The sequence below is a fragment of the Actinoplanes oblitus genome (assembly GCF_030252345.1).
Taxonomy (GTDB): Bacteria; Actinomycetota; Actinomycetes; order Mycobacteriales; family Micromonosporaceae; genus Actinoplanes; species Actinoplanes oblitus.
Genome location: NZ_CP126980.1, coordinates 8,115,910 through 8,134,759, shown reverse-complemented (window position 1 = coordinate 8,134,759; position 18,850 = coordinate 8,115,910). Strand labels below are relative to the sequence as shown.

General features: G+C 74.0%; 13 protein-coding genes and 1 riboswitch. Of the genes, 8 read left to right on the top strand and 5 right to left on the bottom strand.

Going from position 1 to position 18,850, the window contains the following annotated elements; all coding sequences use genetic code 11:
- Positions 1-130 precede the first annotated feature (130 nt).
- Genes Actob_RS36120 through Actob_RS36090 form a run of 7 tightly spaced genes read left to right on the top strand, consistent with a single transcriptional unit; the run spans position 131 to position 8,648 of the window.
- The gene (locus Actob_RS36120; RefSeq protein WP_284916439.1) at positions 131-976 is read left to right on the top strand and encodes a glycosyltransferase family 2 protein; all 846 of its coding nucleotides are present in this window, start codon (positions 131-133) and stop codon (positions 974-976) included.
- The gene (locus Actob_RS36115; RefSeq protein WP_284916438.1) at positions 973-2,079 is read left to right on the top strand and encodes a glycosyltransferase family 4 protein; all 1,107 of its coding nucleotides are present in this window, start codon (positions 973-975) and stop codon (positions 2,077-2,079) included. The genes Actob_RS36120 and Actob_RS36115 overlap by 4 nt, the downstream gene beginning before the upstream one ends.
- Entirely contained in the window at positions 2,076-4,124 is a 2,049-nt protein-coding gene (locus Actob_RS36110; protein WP_284916437.1) for a hypothetical protein, read from the top strand. Before Actob_RS36115 ends, Actob_RS36110 begins: the two co-directional genes overlap by 4 nt.
- A complete protein-coding gene (locus tag Actob_RS36105; protein WP_284916436.1) occupies positions 4,121-4,936 on the top strand; it encodes a hypothetical protein in 816 nt (271 codons plus the stop codon). Before Actob_RS36110 ends, Actob_RS36105 begins: the two co-directional genes overlap by 4 nt.
- Positions 4,930-6,225: a lipopolysaccharide biosynthesis protein gene (locus tag Actob_RS36100; protein WP_284916435.1), complete on the top strand. Its 1,296-nt coding sequence runs from the start codon at positions 4,930-4,932 to the stop codon at positions 6,223-6,225. The genes Actob_RS36105 and Actob_RS36100 overlap by 7 nt, the downstream gene beginning before the upstream one ends.
- Positions 6,226-6,235: 10 nt before the next feature.
- Entirely contained in the window at positions 6,236-7,474 is a 1,239-nt protein-coding gene (locus tag Actob_RS36095; RefSeq protein WP_284916434.1) for a glycosyltransferase family 4 protein, read from the top strand.
- Complete coding sequence (locus Actob_RS36090; protein ID WP_284916433.1) at positions 7,452-8,648, top strand: glycosyltransferase; 1,197 nt, start codon at positions 7,452-7,454, stop codon at positions 8,646-8,648. Before Actob_RS36095 ends, Actob_RS36090 begins: the two co-directional genes overlap by 23 nt.
- Here the strand turns inward: Actob_RS36090 and Actob_RS36085 are convergent.
- The 4 genes from Actob_RS36085 to Actob_RS36070 all read right to left on the bottom strand — a co-directional run bounded on the left by Actob_RS36085 (position 8,588) and on the right by Actob_RS36070 (position 14,381).
- The gene (locus Actob_RS36085) at positions 8,588-10,357 is read right to left on the bottom strand and encodes a cellulase family glycosylhydrolase (RefSeq protein ID WP_284916432.1); all 1,770 of its coding nucleotides are present in this window, start codon (positions 10,355-10,357) and stop codon (positions 8,588-8,590) included. The genes Actob_RS36090 and Actob_RS36085 overlap by 61 nt on opposite strands.
- Positions 10,358-10,529: 172 nt before the next feature.
- Positions 10,530-12,233, bottom strand: a complete 1,704-nt coding sequence (locus Actob_RS36080; RefSeq protein ID WP_284916431.1) for a precorrin-2 C(20)-methyltransferase — start codon at positions 12,231-12,233, stop codon at positions 10,530-10,532.
- A gap of 172 nt (positions 12,234-12,405) precedes the next feature.
- On the bottom strand, positions 12,406-13,023 hold the full coding sequence (locus tag Actob_RS36075) for a precorrin-8X methylmutase (protein ID WP_284916430.1): 618 nt from the start codon (positions 13,021-13,023) through the stop codon (positions 12,406-12,408).
- A complete protein-coding gene (locus tag Actob_RS36070) occupies positions 13,023-14,381 on the bottom strand; it encodes a precorrin-3B synthase (RefSeq protein ID WP_284916429.1) in 1,359 nt (452 codons plus the stop codon). The genes Actob_RS36075 and Actob_RS36070 overlap by 1 nt, the downstream gene beginning before the upstream one ends.
- Before the next feature lie 296 nt (positions 14,382-14,677).
- A riboswitch (cobalamin riboswitch) is annotated at positions 14,678-14,797 on the top strand.
- Between the two features lie 35 nt (positions 14,798-14,832).
- Between Actob_RS36070 and cobN the strand changes: the two genes are divergently transcribed.
- The gene (cobN, locus tag Actob_RS36065) at positions 14,833-18,366 is read left to right on the top strand and encodes a cobaltochelatase subunit CobN (RefSeq protein ID WP_284916427.1); all 3,534 of its coding nucleotides are present in this window, start codon (positions 14,833-14,835) and stop codon (positions 18,364-18,366) included.
- On the opposite strand, the gene Actob_RS36060 is transcribed toward cobN, so the two are convergent.
- The gene (locus Actob_RS36060; RefSeq protein ID WP_284916426.1) at positions 18,363-18,818 is read right to left on the bottom strand and encodes a carboxymuconolactone decarboxylase family protein; all 456 of its coding nucleotides are present in this window, start codon (positions 18,816-18,818) and stop codon (positions 18,363-18,365) included. The genes cobN and Actob_RS36060 overlap by 4 nt on opposite strands.
- Between the last annotated feature and the right edge of the window lie 32 nt (positions 18,819-18,850).

Below are 18,850 nucleotides of genomic sequence, written 5' to 3'. Positions count from 1 at the left end.
GCCCTGCCGGCGCCGCGCCCGCGGTACCGGCCGCCCCCTCCCGGGACGGCATCGCCGCCCGTCATCGCACTCCGCACCCATGCGCCCGGCCCGCCAGGCCGCCTCCACCCTGCCCGATCGGAGACACCACATGCCCACGGTCGACCGTGTGCTCCCCACCGAGACCGGCACCGCACAGATCATCGTCGAGCCGCCGGCCCGACCCGACCCGGAGCCCGATCCCGAGCCGATCGTCAGCGTCGTCGTACCGGCGCTGAACGAGGCCCGTAACCTGCCGCACGTCTTCGCCCGGCTGCCCCAGGTGGACGAGGTGATCCTGGTCGACGGCGGCTCCACCGACGACACCGTGGCGGTCGCCCGGCAGCTGCGCCCGGACATCCGCGTCGTCACCCAGAACCGCCGCGGCAAGGGCAACGCCCTGGCCTGCGGGTTCGCCGCGTGTACCGGCGACATCATCGTGATGATCGACGCCGACGGCTCGACCGACCCGGGGGAGATCCCCAGCTTCATCGCCGCGCTGCGCGCCGGCGCCGACTTCGCCAAGGGCTCGCGGTTCCGTCCCGGCGGCGGCAGCGCCGACATCACCCGGCTGCGCCGGGCCGGCAACAAGATGCTGAGCGTGCTGGTCAATGCCCTTTTCGGTACGCGCTACAGCGACCTCTGCTATGGATACAACGCGTTCTGGTCCTGCCACCTGGACGTCTTCGACCTGGACAGCACCTCGCCCGCCCCGGCCGGCGGCGACGGGCGGCTGTGGGGCGACGGTTTCGAGATCGAGACCCTGCTCAACCTGCGTGCCGCCCGGGCCCGTCTGGTCATCGAGGAGGTGTCCAGCTTCGAGCACGATCGGATCCACGGGGTGAGCAACCTGAACGCGTTCACCGACGGCATCCGGGTGCTGCGGACCATCGCCCGGGAGTGGCCGCGCGGCCGCAAGCCGGTGGCCCGGCAGGTCGCGGGACGGGCTGTCCGATGAGGATCGGCGTCGTCTGCAACGCCTACCACCCCGACATCGGCGGGGTGGAGACGCACGTGCGGCGCCTGTGCGCCGGGCTGGCCGAGGCCGGCGACGACGTCGAGGTGCTCACCCAGCACGCCGCGCGGTCCACCACGACCGTGGACGGCGTGCTGGTCCGGCGCTTCCCGCTGACCGTGCCGGCCCGTGACTACCGGGTCTCGATGCCGCTCTGGCGCTGGCTGCGCCGGCACGGCGGGGACTATGACGTGCTGCACACGCACAGTTACCACGCGCTGGTGTCGCTCGGCGCCGCGCTCGGCCGGCACCGCACCCCGCTGGTCTTCACCCCGCACTACCACGGGACCGGGCACACCCGGCTGCGTGCCGCGCTGCACCCGATGTACCGGCCGTTCGGGCGGCGGATCGTCAGCCGGGCCGGCCGGATCGTCTGCGTCACCGGCGCCGAGCGCGACCTGGTGCTGCGCGACTTCCCGGAGGCCACCGGCCGGATCGTGGTGATCCCGAACGGGACCGACCCGCGCCCGGTGGTGCCCGGCCGGCGGACCGGGGTGCACGGCATCCTCTGCGTCGGCCGGCTCGAGCACTACAAGCGGGTGGACCGGGTGATCCGGGCGATGGTCCCGCTCGGCCCGGCGTACCGGCTGGACGTGGTCGGCGACGGGCCCGCCCGGTCCGCGCTCAAGCAGCTGGCCGGCCGGCTCGGGGTGGCCGGCCGGGTGGTGTTCCACGGCCGGCTCGACGACGCGGCGTTCGCCGGCTGCCTGGCCCGGGCCTCGGCGGCGGTCTCCGCCTCGGCGCACGAGGCGTTCGGGATGACGGTGGCCGACGCGCTGGCCGCCGGCATCCCGACCGTCGCCGCGCCGATCCCGGCCCACCGGGAACTGGCCGGGCTGGCCGGCAGCGCGGCCTGGCTGCGGCTGACCGACCCGGAGGAGACCGCCGATCTGGCCGCCGCGCTGCGCGACGCCGTCGCGGCCGGCCGGTCGGCCACCGCGGCACCGCTGCCGACCTGGGCCGACGTGGTAGCGGCGACCCGCGACGTGTACGCGGCGATCACCGGGACGCCGCTGCCCGCCGGCGCGGGAGCGGGAGGCCGGTGAGCGCGGTCACCACTCGGCCGGCGCCGGGACTCACCGGGTCCCGGCCCGGCGGTCCGCGCCGGGAACTCGCCACGGCCGCGTGGTGCGCGAGCACCCTGACGGTGGCCGGTGCGGCCGGCGCGACCTGCGTCGTGATCGCCTACCACCGGGCCGAGTGGGGCAGCGGCGGGCAGTTCGGCTGGTTCTGGGCCGGCATGCTGCTCTTCACCCTGCCGGTCGGCTACTGGGCGCTGCGCCGCACCGTCTCGCCGCGGCTGCGGCTGGCCGTGCTGGTCGGCTACGGCGCCTTCACCTACCTGCCGAAACTGCTGCGGCACCCGAGCGGCCCGCTCTACCACGACGAGTACGCGCACTGGGGCCAAAGCCATGAGATCCTGCTCGACGGCCGGCTCTTCGCGATGAACCCGATCGTCCGGGTGATCGGCGACTACCCCGGCCTGCACGCCTGCGTCGCGTCGCTGGCCGCGCTCACCGGCCTGAGCATCTGGCAGGCGGCGCTGATCGTGCTGACCACCGCGCACGTGCTGCTCACCCTCGGCGTCGCGGTGCTGGCTGGCCAGCTCTGGCCGGACCCGCGGATCGCCGCGGCGGCGGCCCTCGGTTACAGCCTGAACAGCTCGTTCCTGTTCTTCGACACCCAGCTCGGCTACGAGTCGCTGGCCATCGGCATCCTGGTCTGGGCGCTGGTGGCGGCGCTGCGCGCGATGGCGGCCGGCACCGTCCCGGCCCGGTTCGGCTGGGCCGCGCTCACCCTGCTGCTGGCCGGCGCGACCACCGCCACCCACCACCTCACCGCGCTCTGGCTGACCGGGGTGCTCGGCCTGCTCGCGCTGGTCACCACGATCCACTCGATCCCGGCCCGGGAGCTGGTCACCCCGGCCCGGGTGGCCTGGGCGCTCACCTCCGGCACCGCGCTGATCGTGGCCACCTGGCTCGGCGTGGTCGCCCCGCGCACCGGTGACTACCTGGACCCGTACCTGGGCCGGGCGCTGGATCAGATCAGCGGGCTGGCCGGCGGCGAGGAGGGCGGCCGGGAGCTGTTCAGCCAGTCGGTGCTGCCGTGGTGGGAGCAGAACGCGGCGTACGCCGCCCCGGCCGTCGCGCTGGCCGCCCTGCTCGGCGCGGCCGCGCTGTGGTGGCGGCGCCGCTACACCGACGAGCCGCTGACCCGGGCCGGCACCACCGCGATGCTGCTGCTCGGATCCCTGTATTTCCCGGCCACCCTGCTCATCCTCACCCCGGCCGGTGCGGAGGGCGCGCGCCGCTCCTGGGCGTTCAGCTACCTGGGTCTGGCCGTCGCCGCCGCCCCGCTGGCGATCGCCCTGCTCGACGGCTCCCGGCACCTCCCCGGCCGGCCGGGACGGTGGTGGCCGGGCCGCGGAAGCAACAGTGAGCGCCGGCCGGGGACCCTCGCGGCCGGGCCCTGGGTGGTGGGCGCGGGGCTGCTGGCGGTCTGCGCGGTGCTGCTGGTCGGCAACAACGCGGCCGGGATGAACCCGTCCTACCGGTTCCCCGGGCCGCCGGTGTACGGCTCGGACACCCGGGCCGCCACCCCGGAGGTGCTCGCCGCCGCGCACTGGCTGCGCGACACCCAGGGCCGCGGCGTCCGGCTGGTCGCCGACCGCTACTCCGGCCTGATCCTCGGTTCCTACGGCGAGCAGCAGCCGACCACCGGCTCGGCCAGCTTCCCGGCCTACGACCTGTACCGGGTGCGGCCGGGACAGCCGATGCCGGCGAAACTGCTGGCCCAGCTGCGGGACTGGCGGTTCGAGTTCCTGGTGGTGGATCGGCGGATGGCCGAGCAGGTGCCGGACATCAACATCTACTTCGAGACGAACGAGCCGCTGCGCCACGACGGGGTGCCCGCCTTCGACAGGGCTCAGCTGACCAAGTTCGACACCCTGCCCTGGCTGATCAAAATCTACGACGGCCCGCATCTGGCGATCTACCGCTTCGACTTCGCCAGCCTGGGCCGGCGCGTCCTGCCGCCCCCGCCGGCGTCGTCCGGCGGACACCCGCTGCCGAGGCGCGAGGGAAGGCGATGACAACGATTCCGCGGCCGCTCGTCGTGGCGTACGCCAGCTTGTCGATCTTGCTGCCGGCCGCCGGACTGCCGTGGCCGATCCTGCTGCCGGCCGGTCTCGTCGCGCTGCTCGCCATCGGCGAGCTCTGGCTGCGGGCGGTCACCGGACCGCCGGCCGAGGCCGGGCTGCCGGCGGTCCGGCCCGGGCTGACCGTGCTGGCCGGCCTGCTCACCCTGCCGGCCGTGGCATTGCTGCTGCACCCGCTCGGTGTGCGGGTCGCGTCGGTGCCGCTGATCGCCGGTGCCGCCCTGCTCGCCACCGGCCTGGCCCTGGCCGCCCGGCTGCGGCGGGGCGGCCCGGGCCGGCGCGGGGAGCCGCTGCCCGGCGAGCCGGAGCCGTGGGCCGTCCCCGGGAGCGTCGCGGCAGTGCTGCTGCCGATCGTGCTGACGCTGATCGGTGGCGGGGTGGCGATCCGGGCCGTGGAGCGCGGGGCGCGACCGGAGCTGCCGGGCTACCTGACCGTGGCGCTGAACGGCTGGGCGGCCGGGATCCGGCACCCGGTGGCGGTGCCGGAACGCGGGCTGGCGGTGCCGGTGCGAGTGACCAATTCCGGTCTGCCGACCACCACCCAGTGGCTGCGGCTGCGGGTCGCGGGAGCCATCGTCGCGGCCCGGCCCGTGACCGTGGTGACCGGGAAGGTCTACGCGCTCAACGTCCAGCTGCCGCCCCTGCCCCCGGACGGCTGCCTGCGGCCGGTCGGCATCAGCGTCGGCGGCACCGGCACGGTCTTCTACGCCCGGTCGAGCGCGGTCCGGGGGCGGGCGGCGTGCTGATCACCGCGACCCGGCGGGTGCTCGACGACTCACTGGCCCGCAACAGCCTGCTGATCATGGCGACCACGGTGGCCAACGGCGGACTCGGCTACCTCTACTGGATGCTCGCCGCGCGGGCGGTACCGCAGCCGCAGGTCGGCACGGCCACCGCGCTCATCTCGGCGGCCACCGCGATCAGCATGCTGGCCAACCTGGGCGCCGGGCACATGTTCATCCAGCGGCTGCCGGGCAGCGCCCCGGACCTCTGGTCCCGGATCGTCGGCGGCGGCCTGCTCGCCGGCTGCGCGGCCACCGCCGCGGTCGCCACGGCCGGCGCGGTGCTGGTACCGATGGCGGTGGCGAACTTCGGCTTCCTGGCCCGGCCGGCCGGCGCGCTGGCGCTGATCTGCGCGGCGACCGCGGTCACCGCGACCACCCTGCTGGACAACGTCTACGTGGCGCATCGGGCCGGGCACGGGATGTTCGTACGCAACCTGGTCCTGGCCGCCGGGAAGATCGGTGCGCTGGCCGCGATGCTCGCCGTGGGGGCGCACTCGGCCGGCGCCGTCGTGCTCTCCTGGACCGGACCGATCCTGCTGGTCAGCGCCGCGACCCTGAGTTCCGGGCTGGGCCGGCTGCGGCCCGGCGCGCGGCTGCGGCTGCGCGGCCTCGGCACCGAGGTGCCGCACCTGCGGGCCGCGCTGACCGGCCACCACCTGATCAACCTGACCCAGGCCGGCCCGGCCGCGCTGCTGCCGGTGCTGGTCACCGCGCGGCTCGGGGCGGGCGCCACCGCGCACTTCTACCTGGCCTGGATGACCGCGTCGATGCTGTTCATGGTGTCGCCGGCGGTCGCCTCGGCGCTGTACGCGGAACGCACCAACGCCGCCCGCGTCGGCCTCGGCCGGGCCGCGCTGGTGGTGCTCGCCATGGTCGGCGCCCCGGCCGCGCTGCTGCTCGGCGCCGGCGACCGGATCCTCGGCCTGTTCAGCGCCGGCTACGCGGCCGAGGGTGGCCTGCTGCTGCGGATCCTGGTGCTCGCCGCGATCCCGGACGCGGTCGCCAACCTGGCCGTGGCGCACTGGCGCTCGCGCGGCGAGTTCCGGCTCTGCCGCCGGCTCAACGCGGTCCGCGCGGCCTGCTGCCTCGCGCTGACCTGGCTGCTGCTGCCCGGCGCCGGGGTGACCGGGGCGGGCGTCGCCTGGCTGGCCGGGCAGTCCGCCGGCGCGGTCCTGGTCCTTCTCCTGGTCGTGCGGCGCGGGCTCGCCGGTCCCGGGCGAGTCCGTCACGAGCCACCCGCCGCCGCCTGAGGGAGAGCCGATGAAGATCCTGCACCTGTCCAACCTGTACGCGCCGGTGATCGGCGGGCTGGAACGCAGCATCGCGACCAGCAGCGAGGAACTGGTCCGGCGCGGCCACGAGGTCACCGTGCTGACCTGCGCGACACCCGCCGCGCCCGGCCACGACACGATCAACGGGGTACGCGTGCACCGGGTCCGCAGCGTCGCGAACACGCTGCTGCCCGCCATGAACGAGAACCCGGGCAAGCCGTTCCACCCGACCATGCCGGACCCGCTGGCCACCGCCGCCATCGCCCGGCTGCTGCGGGCCGAGCACTTCGACGTGGTGCACAGCCACGACTGGCTGATGTACAGCTACCTGCCGCTGCGCCGGACCCGGCTGGGGCGGCCGCACGTGCACACCGCGCACGACTTCGGGCTGACCTGCGTCCGCAAGACCTTCTCCCGGGACGGCGGCCCGTGCCCCGGCCCGCGCCTGTCCCGCTGCGTGAGCTGCGCGTCCACCCAGTACGGCCGGCCCCGGGCGGCGGCCCTGACCGCCGGCCTGCACGCCCACCGGCACCGGGGCATCGACGCGCTCACCGCCATCTCCAGCTCGGTGGCCGACGCCCTGCGGCAGGCCCGGATCCCCGGCGACCTGCCGGTGCGGGTGGTGTCCAGCCTGGTCCCGGACGGCCTCGACCGGCTGGCCCGGGAGACCCCCCGCCCGGACTGGCTGCCGGCCGGTGACTATCTGCTGTTCGTCGGGGCGCTCGGCCCGCACAAGGGCATCCACGTGCTGTTCGACGCGTACCGCGAGCTCGTCGCCGGATGGGCCGGGCCGCGACCGGCGCCGGCCCTGGTCTGCCTCGGCACCCGCCGCGACGACACCCCGCCGCCCCCGCCCGGCGTGCTGATCCGGCACGACGTGCCACACGCCCAGGTGATGGCGGCCTGGCGGGGCGCCGCGGCCGGGGCGGTCCCGTCGTTGAACGAGGGGATGGGACAGGTCGCGGTGGAGGCGATGCTGGCCGGTGCGCCGCTGGTCGCGTCGGCCGCCGGCGGGCTCACCGACGTGGTGCGCGACGGCGAGAGCGGGCTGCTGGTGCCGCCCGGCGAGGTGGCCGCGCTGCACGCCGCGCTGCTGCGGGTGCTCACCGACACCGAACTCGCCGCGCGGCTGCGCGCGGCCGGCCCGCGGCGGGGCCTGGAGTTCACCGCCGCGCGCGTCGTCCCCCAGATCGAGGAGGTTTACCGTGCCTGCGTCGCGGCGTCTTAGGGTGGTGGTCGCCGGATCGGGGTGGCACTTCCTGTCCGGGATCAGCTATTACACCTGCCGGCTGAGCAACGCGCTCGAGGAGCGCTTCGAGGTGAGCGCGATCCTGATGCGGCGGCTGCTCCCGGCCCGCCTCTACCCCGGGCGCGCCCGGGTCGGGCTTCCGCTGACCGATTTACGGTACGCCGAAACCGTCCCCACCTTCGACGGCGTCGACTGGTGGGCGCTGCCCAGCCTGGCCCGCGCCGTCGCGTTCCTCCGCGCGCGGCAGCCGGACGTGCTGGTGCTGCAGTGGTGGACCGGGGCGGTGCTGCACTCGTACCTGGTGCTCGCGGCCGCGGCGCGGCACCTCGGTATCCGGGTGGTGATCGAGTTCCACGAGGTGCAGGACACCGGCGAGCTGCGGCACAGGTGGGCGGCCCGGTACGTGCGGGCGGCCATCCGTCCGCTGCTGCGGCGGACCTCCGGGGTGGTGGTGCACTCGGCGTTCGACAGGGACGCCCTGGCCGGCGCGTACGACCTGGGCGGGGTGCCGGCCGAGATCGCGCTGCACGGGCCGTTCGACCACCACGCCGCCGGTGTCGAGCGGGTGCCCGGGCCGGACGGGGTGGTGCGGCTGCTGTACTTCGGGACGATCCGGCCGTACAAGGGCCTGGAGGACCTGATCGAGGCGTTCGCGACGCTCGGCCCGGGATACCGGCTGACGGTGGTCGGGGAGACCTGGGAGGGCTGGACGCTTCCGGCCGAGCTGATCGCCGCGTCACCGGCCCGGGACCGGATCACCTTCGTCAACCGGTACGTGCCGGATGCCGAGGTGAACGCGTACTTCGCGGCCGCCGACGCGGTGGTGCTGCCGTACCGGCGCAGCTCGGCCAGCGGGCCGCTGCACATCGCGATGAGCCACGGGCTGCCGGTGGTGGTCACCTCGGTCGGCGGGCTGGTCGAGGCGGCCGGGCCGTACCCCGGAACGGTCTTCGTCCCGCCGGCCGACCCGGCCGCGCTCGCCGCCGGCATCGCCGGTGCCGCCGGCCTCACCGGCCGGCGGCACGCGGACCCGTCCTCCTGGGACCGGACGCTGGACGCCTACCAGCGCCTCTTCACCAGGATGGGACTGGTTCAGGAGAGCGTGACGTCGTCGAACCAGACGCTGCCCCGGTTGTCGCCCGACTTGAGGTGAAGCTGGACGCTCGCCGCGCCGGCCGGGGCGGTGGTGTCCACGGTCAGCCGGGTCCAGCCGGTGGTGCCGGTCGCGAGCCGCTTCGAGGTGGCCTGACCCAGCCACTTGTCGTTCGCGTCGAACCAGCTCAGCGCGATCTCGGTGGCGCCGGTGGCGTTCTGGCCCTTGGCCCACGCCTCGGCGTGCCACTTCTGGCCCGGCTGCACCGGGGTGATCGGGGAGATCCGGATCGACGGCAGGCCGCCGTCGGTGCGGGTGGTGTCGCTGAACTTCGCCGACCAGGTGCCGGTGCGGGCGGCGTCGCTCGTGCGCTCCGCGACACCCTCCTCGGCCAGGTACGGCCGCCACGGCGAGTTGGTCGCCGTCGCCTCGAAGCCCAGGTCCAGCACGCTGTTCGTGACGGACTGCCCGGCCCAGTAGGTCTTCACCACGGCGGCCGCGGCCTTCGCCGTGCCGTCCGCCCGGTACAGGCCGAACTTGTACTGCGCCGGGATCCTGGAGACCGCCGAGTTGGCCGGGATCGCGCCGTTGCTGAAGTCGCTCAGGGTCCACGGGGCGACCGAGCCGACCCCGGCCGCCCGGGCCGCCTGGAACACCCGGGCCAGGTACCCGGCCTGCTCGCCCTCGGTGCCGGTGGCGGTGCTCAGGCCGGTCTCGCCGATCACGATGGGTACCGGGCCGGCCGCGCCCTGCGCCTTCCGGATCTCGGCGAGCGCTCGCTCCGAGTTGCCGTAGAAGTGGAAGTCCAGGTAGTCGAGCGGGGTGGCGGCGAGCGCGGAGCGGATCTGGGCGAGCCCGTTCGCGCCGGCGGTGCCGGAGACCGACAGGGTCAGCGGCATGGCCGGCACGGCCGCCCGGATGCTCGGGATGATCTGCCTGGCCCAGGCGACGGCCTTCGCGTCGGTCGGGTCGAACTCGTTCTGCACCTCCACCGAGAGCACCCGCGGGTCGTTCGCGTACGGGGTGAGCACCGCCTTCGCCCAGTTGGCGCTACCGGTGGCGTCGGTGTAGGCGGCCCACCAGTCGAACAGGGTGAGCTTGACGGTGAGGCCCTGGCCGTCCGCGACGCTGACGAACTTGCTCAGCTTGGCGGCGTAGTCGGCCTTCGGGGTGGGGTAGCCGAACGCGGTCGGGAAGACGATGACCCGCACGTTGTCGGCACCCAGCGCCTTGGCCCTGGCCAGGTCGGCCTCGATCTTGGCGGGGTCGAAGCTGGTCCACATGGCCGACCAGCCGGCGTTCGACGGGTAGTAGTTGATCGTCTTGGCGACCTTGACGGCGCCGAGGCGGGTCACCAGGGTGGCGTCCTTGAGCGTGGCCTTCACCGGCGTGCCGGTCTTGGTCGCCGGGGTGCTGGTCTTGGTCACCGGCGTGGGGGTCTTGGTCGCCGGGGTGCTGGTCTTGGTCACCGGCGTGGGGGTCTTGGTCGCCGGGGTGCTGGTCTTGGTCACCGGCGTGGGGGTCTTGGTCGCCGGGGTGCTGGTCTTGGTCACCGGCGTGGGGGTCTTGGTCACCGGGGTGCTGGTCTTGGTCACCGGCGTGGGGGTCTTGGTCACCGGCGTGGCGGTCTTGGTCACCGGGGTGCCGGTTTTCTTCGCCGGGGTCGGCGTCGGCGTCGGGGTGGCCGCCTCGGCGGCGCCGGTCTGTGCGAGGACCGAAAGGAGGAGTGAAGAGGCCAGGATGGCAGCGCGGCGACCAGCGAGAGACATGGTGGGAGGAGCCCTTCACGGAGTCTTCTTTTCAGTGGCCCCTCCGATCGGCTCGGCGCGCGTTGCCATCAGGTAACTCGTCGATGCAGTGCGGTTGCCCTTCGTTGCGGTTCGGGAGCGGGGAATTCATTCCCCAGGCGGTGGCCGATGGTCAGCCACCGCCGTGCGGGGATCAGGCGCCCGGGTAGTGCCGTGGGGTGTAGACGATCGTCTCGCCGTCCGCTCGGGTCACCGCCCTGGTCTGCGACGACCCGACGATGAGCAGGCAGCGCATGTCGACAGTGGCCGGATCGAGTTCGCCCAGCGTGGTGACCAGCACGGTCTCCCGCGGCCCGCCGACGTCCCGCCCGACCACCACCGGGGTGCTCGCCGCGCGGTGCTCCAGCAGCAGCTCCCGCGCCCGGACCAGCTGCTGCTTGCGGGTCTGCGAGGCCGGGTTGTAGATCGCGATGACCAGGTCGGCGGCGGCCGCCCCGGCCAGCCGGCCCTCGATGACCGGCCACGGCTTGAGCCGGTCGGAGAGCGACAGCACGCAGAAGTCGTGCCCGAGCGGCGCGCCGGCCCGGGAGGCGACGGCCTGTGCCGCGGTCAGCCCCGGCACGATCCGCACCGGCACGTCCTTCCACTGCGGATCCTCGGCCACCTCCAGCACGGCGGCGGCCATCGCGAAGACCCCCGGGTCCCCGGACGAGACCACCACCACGCGGCGCCCCCGTTTCGCCAGGTCCAGCGCGAACGCGGCACGCTCCGCCTCGACCTTGTTGTCCGAGGCGTGCCGTCGCTGCCGGGGGTTGACCGGAACCCGCGCCACGTAGGTCGTGTAACCCACGACGTCGTCCGCCTCGGCCAGCGCCGCCCGCGCCTGCGGGGTGAGCCACTCGGCCGCACCCGGCCCCAGCCCCACCACGGTCACCGCGCCGCCCTGGGCCTCTTCTCCGGCTCGCGCGCCGGCGGGCAGACCCGCGGCCTCCGTTGAAGCGCCGGCGGCCAGACCCGCCGCCCGTCCTGAAGCGGTGGGCGGGGCCGCCGCGCGGATCGAAGCTTCGGTGGACAGGACCGCTGCGTGACCTGAAGCGGCGGGCAGCGCCGCTGCCTGGTCTGAAGCGGTGGGCGGACCCGCCGTCTCGGCCTCGGCGAAGGCGGTGGCCGCCGGGCTCGGGAGCAGGGCGAGCGAGAAATACGGCACGGTCGCCGGATCCACCTCGGCCAGCGTCCCGATCCGTTCCTCGGCCATCGTCGCGCGCTCCACGTAGAACGCGTCCTTGAGCCGGCCGGCCCGCTCCAGCGCCGTCCGCACCCCGTCGAACGTCCGCCCCAGCTTCATCACCGCGGCCGAGTCGGTCGCCGCGAGCCGCCGCGCCAGCTCGTCCGGCGGCAGCGTGCCGGGCAGCACGGTGAGCACCTCGTCGCGTTCCATCAGCGGCCGCCCGAGCACCGCCGACGCCGCGCTCACCGACGTCACGCCGGGCACCACCGCGGTCTCGTAGCGATGCGCCAGCCGCTTGTGCATGTGCATGTAGGACCCGTAGAAGAACGGGTCGCCCTCGGCCAGCACCACGACGTCCCGCCCGGCGTCCAGGTGCGCGGCGAGCCGGGCCGCGGCCCGCTCGTAGAACTCGTCGATGGCGCCCTGGTAACCACCCGGGTGATCGGTCGTCTCGGTGGTCACCGGGTAGATCAGCGCCTCCTCGATCTGCCCGTCCCGCAGGTACCCGGCAGCGATCGCCCGGGCGTTGCTGCGCCCGTGCCGCGCCGCGTGATAGGCGATCACGTCGGCCGCCCCGATCAGCCGCGCCGCCTTGACCGTCACCAGTTCCGGGTCACCGGGCCCGAGCCCCACCCCGTAGAGCCGCCCGCGAACCACGTCGTTCGTCATGTCCCGTTCCACTCCCGCGACGCCGGTCATCGCCCCGCCGCCCTGCCATCCGTCATTCCGCTTACCAGTCGCCGCCGCACCCCGGTCGCCATTCCGCTCCCGAGGTCCGCCCCGGCGGCTGGGCCGCTCGTCATTCCGGTCCCGGGGCCCACCCCGGCCGCCGCGCCGCTCGTCACTCCGCTTCCGAGGCCAGGGCGTTCACCGCGGCCGCTGTCATCGCGCTGCCGCCCCGGCGGCCTCGGACGATCAGGTATTCCAGACCGGACTCGGCCAGCGCCTCCTTCGACTCGGCAGCGCCGATGAAGCCGACCGGGATGCCGATCACCGCCGCCGGCCGCGGCGCACCGGCCGCCACCATCTCCAGCAGCCGGAACAGCGCCGTCGGCGCGTTGCCGACAGCCACCACGGCACCGCCGAGGCGGTCACCCCAGAGATCGAGGGCCGCGGCGCTGCGGGTGTTCCCGATGCGTGCGGCGATTTCCGGTACGCCGGGGTCGCGCAACATGCAGACCACGTCGTTCCCGGCGGGCAGCCGCGAGCGGGTCACCCCGGAAGCCACCATCTCGGCGTCACAGAGGATCGGCGCCCCGTCCAGCAGCGCCTTCCGCGCGGCGATCGCCACACCTGGGCTGAACCGGACATCCCGCACCAGGTCCACCATCCCGCACGCGTGGATCATCCGAACCACCACCCGCGCGACGTCGGCCGGTAGGCCGCCCAGGTCCGCCTCGGCCCGGATCGTGGCGAACGACCGCCGATAGATCTCCGCGCCGTCCCGTTCGTAATCCATCAGCCTCTCCTCGCCCCCGCCACCACGTCCCCCAGCGGATCCACCGGGAATGTCACCGTCTGTCCCGTGCCGTCGGTCGCCGCCTCCGGCAGCCGGTTCACCGGGAGTCCCGTCTCCGGTCCGGAGCGGGCCGCCTCGGCTTGCCGGAGCGGCGAATCGACCGCCTGGGCGCTCTCGGTCAGCAGGCCGTCAGCGGACCTGCGGGTCACCGCGTAACCGGCGCCGGTCGCCTCGACCCGCACGTGCGCGCCCGCCGGGCTCCCGCACGCTCGCTCGCAGCCCACCCAGTGCACCGGCAGCCCGGCCACGAACCGGCTCGCCGCCTCGGCGTCGGACCGCACGTCGGCCAGCGATTTCGCACACCCGGGCCGCCCCGCGCAGGCCGTCACCCCGGTCCACCGGGACGTCGCGGTCACCACCAGCCCCGCCGCGGCCAGCCGCTCGGTCCAGGACGCCGCCTCGGCAGCGGTGAGACCGGGCACCAGGACACCGCGCCACGGCGTGACGACCAGCCGCTTGGCCTCCGCCAAGACTCTCGTCTGGGTGCCCTCGAGCCGCCCCAAGGGCACCAAAGCCCCCGCCGCGCACTGATCGCCATCGGTCACCACGCCGACCAGCACCGCCGCGTTCACGTCCCCGGCCGCCGCCCCCGGCGGTCCGCTGAGGGTGACCGGCCGGCTCGCCGCCACCGGCGCCAAACCGAGCGTTTCCACGACCCGCGCCGAGACCCGCCCCGGCCCGTCGGCCAGCTCCCGCAACCGCCACGCGGCACCCTTGCCACTCCGCTGCTCCTCCCGCTCGGCGAGGAACGCGTGCGCGCTCACGACCAGCGCCCGCACCACCGCGCCGGCATCCACCCGCAGCCCGGTGTCGCGCCCGCCGAACCGGAGCGCGAACGCGCCCGCCGGACCGGGGATCGCCGCGACATCGGCCGCGAGCGGCACCTCACCGATCGCGAACAGGAACTTGCCGGGCAGCCGGGCCAGCTCCGGATCGGCGCGGATCGCGGCGTCCAGCTCCGCCACCAACTCCCGCACGCGGGCGTCGGCGAGTGGTGGGGCGGCGATGTTGCGTACCGAATCGTGGGTCGGTGACGGCAGCAGCCCCGCATCGCGCAAGCGATCGGCCAACCGCGCGGCGTCGCCCTCTTTCAGCGCTCTGAGCTGCAGATTTGCCCGGGAGGTCAACTCCAGGCGGCCGTCGCCGAACTCCTCCGCGAGCTCGCCGAGCAGGCCGAGCTGGGCGCCGGTCAGCAGGCCACCGGGCAGCCGGACGCGCGCCAGCAGCCCGTCGGCAGCGGCATGCAACCGCAGCGCGCCGGGGCAGGCGTCGGTGTCGGACTGTCGGTGGGCTGTCACGGCCCGGATACTACGGGCGGCCGCCGACAACAACGCCATCTCGGGTCGGCAGCATCACAACTTCGTCAGCGGCGTCACACTCCACTCCGGCCGAGCAGCGCAGCGAAGGGCAGCCGGCGCGGCATGACGGCGAGATGGGCGCGGTGAGCGTGACGCGGCGGAGGCGCGGCAGGGACGGAGCGAGCGGGGCAGGGCGGTGAGCGCGAGGGCGGCGCGGCGGGAACAAACCGGGCAGGCCGCACCCTCAGTGGCGTCGCGGACCAGCCGCCCCCGGCCGTCCGATAGCGTGTACCGGAACAAGTGAATCGAGCGGCGACGCCGCGGAGGAAGCCGGTGCGAGTCCGGCGCGGTCCCGCCACTGTCACCGGGCGCCACTGCCCGGGAGCCAGGAACTCCGGTCGCCGTTGATCTCTTACTACCCGGGGCGCGGACCCCGAGGGGGAGCGCACGCGTGTTTCTGCTGCTGTCGACGTCTGACACGGACCTGCTCAGCGCCCGGGCCAGCGGCTCGGCCTGGCGGCTGGCCAACCCGGCCCGCACCGGTGTCGCCGACCTGCCCGCCCTGCTCGACGGGGTGGAGCTGGTGGTGGTCCGCATCCTCGGCGGCCGCCGCGCGTGGGAGGAGGGGCTGGACGCGCTGCTCGGCGGCGACATCCCCGTGGTCGTCCTGGGCGGCGAGATGCTGCCGGACGCCGACCTGATGAAGCTCTCCACCATCCCGGCCGGTATCGCCGCCGACGCGCACACCTACCTCGCGCAGGGCGGTGCGGACAACCTCGTCGCGCTGCACGACTTCCTCTCCGACACCGTGCTGCTCACCGGCAACGGCTTCGCGCCGCCGACCGAGAGCCCGCAGTGGGGCCTCCTGCGGCGGACCCCGGCCGAGACGACCGCGCCCGCTCCGACGGTCGCGGTGCTCTACTACCGCGCCCACCACATGGCCGGCAACACCGCCTTCGTCGAGGCGCTCTGCCAGGCCATCGAGGCCAAGGGCGGCCGCCCCCTCCCGATCTTCACGGCCTCGCTGCGCACCGCACCGCCCGAGCTCCTCGCCGAGCTGCGCACAGCGGACGCCCTGGTGGTCACCGTCCTGGCGGCCGGCGGCACCCGCCCCGCCACCGCGAGCGCCGGCGGCGACGACGAGGCCTGGGACGTCGGCGTGCTGGCCGACCTGGACGTGCCGATCCTCCAGGGTCTCTGCCTGACCAGCTCGCGGACCGCCTGGGAGGCCAGCGACGACGGCCTCACCCCGCTCGACGCCGCGACCCAGGTGGCGATCCCGGAGTTCGACGGCCGGATCATCACGGTGCCGTTCTCGTTCAAGGAGATCGACCCGGACGGGCTGTCGGTCTACGTCGCCGACCCGGAGCGCGCGGCGCGGGTGGCCGGGATCGCCGTGGCGCACGCCCGGCTCCGGCACGTCCCGCCGGCCGAGCGGAAGATCGCGCTGATGCTGTCGGCCTATCCGACCAAGCACTCGCGGATCGGCAACGCGGTCGGGCTGGACACCCCGGCGTCGACTGTCGCGCTGCTCGCGGCGCTGCGCGACAGGGGCTACAAAGTCGGGAACTTCATCGACTACGACGGCGACGGCCTGATCCACACGCTGATCGCGGCCGGCGGTCAGGACCCGGACTGGCTGACCGAGGAGCAGCTGTCCGGAAATCCCGTGCGGATTCCGGCAGCCAGGTACACGTCCTGGTTCGACACCCTCCCCGAGGACTTCCGGGAGAGCGTCGAGCGGCACTGGGGCCCGCCGCCCGGTGAGCTGTACGTCGACGACGGCGACATCGTGCTGGCCGCGCTGCGCGACGAGAACATCGTCGTCATGGTGCAGCCGCCGCGCGGCTTCGGGGCCAACCCGGTCGCCATCTACCACGACCCCGACCTGCCGCCCAGCCACCACTACCTGGCCGCCTACCGCTGGCTGGCCGACGAGTTCGGCGCGCACGCCGTGGTGCACGTCGGCAAGCACGGCAACCTGGAGTGGCTGCCCGGCAAGAACGTGGGGATGTCCGCGTCCGACGGCACCGACGCGGCCCTCGGTGACCTGCCGCTGATCTACCCGTTCCTGGTCAACGACCCGGGGGAGGGCACGCAGGCCAAGCGGCGGGCGCACGCCACGCTCGTCGATCACCTGATCCCGCCGATGGCGCGGGCCGAGTCGTACGGGGACATCGCCCGCCTCGAGCAGCTGCTCGACGAGCACGCGAACATCGCCGCCCTGGACCCGGCCAAGCTCCCGGCCATCCGGGCGCAGATCTGGACGCTGATCCAGGCCGCCAAGATGGACCACGACCTGGGCCAGGCGCATCGGCCGGACGACGAAGAGTTCGACGACTTCATCATGCACATCGACGGATGGCTGTGTGAGGTCAAGGACGTGCAGATCCGGGACGGCCTGCACGTGCTCGGCGCGGCGCCGACCGGCGAGGCCCGGATCAACCTGGTGCTCGCCATGCTCCGGGCCCGGCAGATGTGGGCCGGCCAGGTCGCGGCGCTGCCCGGCCTGCGGGAGGCGCTCGGGCTGACCGAGGACGCGAGCACCGCGGAGACCGACGCCGTCGAGGCTCAGGCCCGGGCACTGATCACCACGATGGAGGAGAAGGGCTGGCCGGCCGACACCTCCGGGATCTCGGACAACGAAGCGGTCCGGCGAGTCCTGGAGTTCGCGGCCACCGAGGTGGTGCCGCGACTGGCCCGCACCACCGACGAGCTGACCCACGTGCTGCACGCCCTCGACGGGGGCTACGTCCCGGCCGGCCCCAGCGGCTCCCCGCTCCGCGGCCTGATCAACGTCCTCCCCACCGGCCGCAACTTCTACTCCGTCGACCCCAAGGCCATCCCCAGCGCCCTGGCCTGGGAGACCGGCCAGGCCATGGCCGACTCGCTGCTCGCCCGCTACCGCGCCGACTACGGCGCCTGGCCGAAATCGGTGGGCCTCTCCGCCTGGGGCACCAGCGCGATGCGCACCGCCGGTGACGACATCGCCGAGGTGCTGGCGCTGATCGGGGTCCGCCCGATCTGGGATCCGGCCTCCCGCCGGGTCACCGGGCTGGAGCCGATCACGCGGGCGGAGCTGGGCCGGCCCCGGATCGACGTGACGGTCCGCATCTCCGGGTTCTTCCGGGACGCGTTTCCGCACGTCGTGGCGATGCTCGACGACGCCGTCAAGCTGGTCGCCGAGCTGGACGAGCCGGACAACTACGTCCGCGAGCACGCCCTGCGCGATCAGGGCGAGCACGGCGACTGGCGGCGGGCGACCACCCGGATCTTCGGTTCCCGGCCGGGGGCGTACGGCGCCGGCATCCTGCCCCTGATCGACAGCCGGAACTGGCGGGACGACGCCGACCTGGCCGAGGTCTACGCGGTGTGGGGCGGGTTCGCGTACGGGCGGGACCTGGACGGGGTGCCGGCGCGGGGGGACATGGAGAACGCGTACCGGAGAATCGACGTCGCGGCGAAGAACATCGACACCCGCGAGCACGACATCGCCGACTCCGACGACTACTTCCAGTACCACGGCGGGATGATCGCCACGGTGCGGGCGCTCACCGGGAAGGCGCCCGCCGCGTACATCGGCGATTCCACCAACCCGGACGCGACGCGGACCCGCAGCCTGACCGAGGAGACCGCGCGGATCTTCCGCGCCCGGGTGGTGAACCCGCGCTGGATCGCCGCCATGCGGCGGCACGGTTACAAGGGCGCCTTCGAGCTGGCCGCCACCGTCGACTACCTCTTCGGGTACGACGCGACCGCCGGCGTGGTCACCGACTGGATGTACGAGCAGCTCGCCACCACCTACGCCCTGGACGCCGAGAACCAGGAGTTCATGCGCAAGTCGAACCCCTGGGCGTTGCACGGCATCACCGAGCGCCTGCTGGAGGCGGCCGACCGCAAGCTCTGGGACTCCCCGTCGCCTGACACGCTGGCCGCGCTCCAGCAGCTCTACCTCGAGACCGAGGGTGACCTGGAGGACAACTAACCCCAGTTCTGCGGGGCCTGCTGCCGGGTCGTCACGTTGATCCGGTTGAAGAAGTTGGTGGTGGCGATCCACAGCACGATCGCACTCAGCTGCTCCTCGGTGAAGTGCTTCGCGGCCTCGTCCCAGACGGCGTCCGGGACGGGGTCGGGGTTGTCGGCCATCCGGGTGGCGTACTCGGCCAGGTTCAGCGCGGCCCGCTCCGGCTCGGTGAAGTACGGCGTCTCCCGCCACACCGGCACCGCGAACAGCCGGTCGTCGCTCTCACCGGCCTGCCGCATGGCGCGCGCGCCGGAGTCGGCGCACGGGGCGCACCCGTTGATCTGGCTGGCCCGCAGGTGTACCAGTTCCAGGACGACTTTCGGCACGCCGGCCGAGAACGCGGTCTTGTAGAGCAGGTTGACCGCCTTCGTCAGGTCCGGCTGCGGGGTGGTGTTCTTGATCCGGGGTTCCATGATCGGCTCCTGGTCACATCCGTGGGACTTGC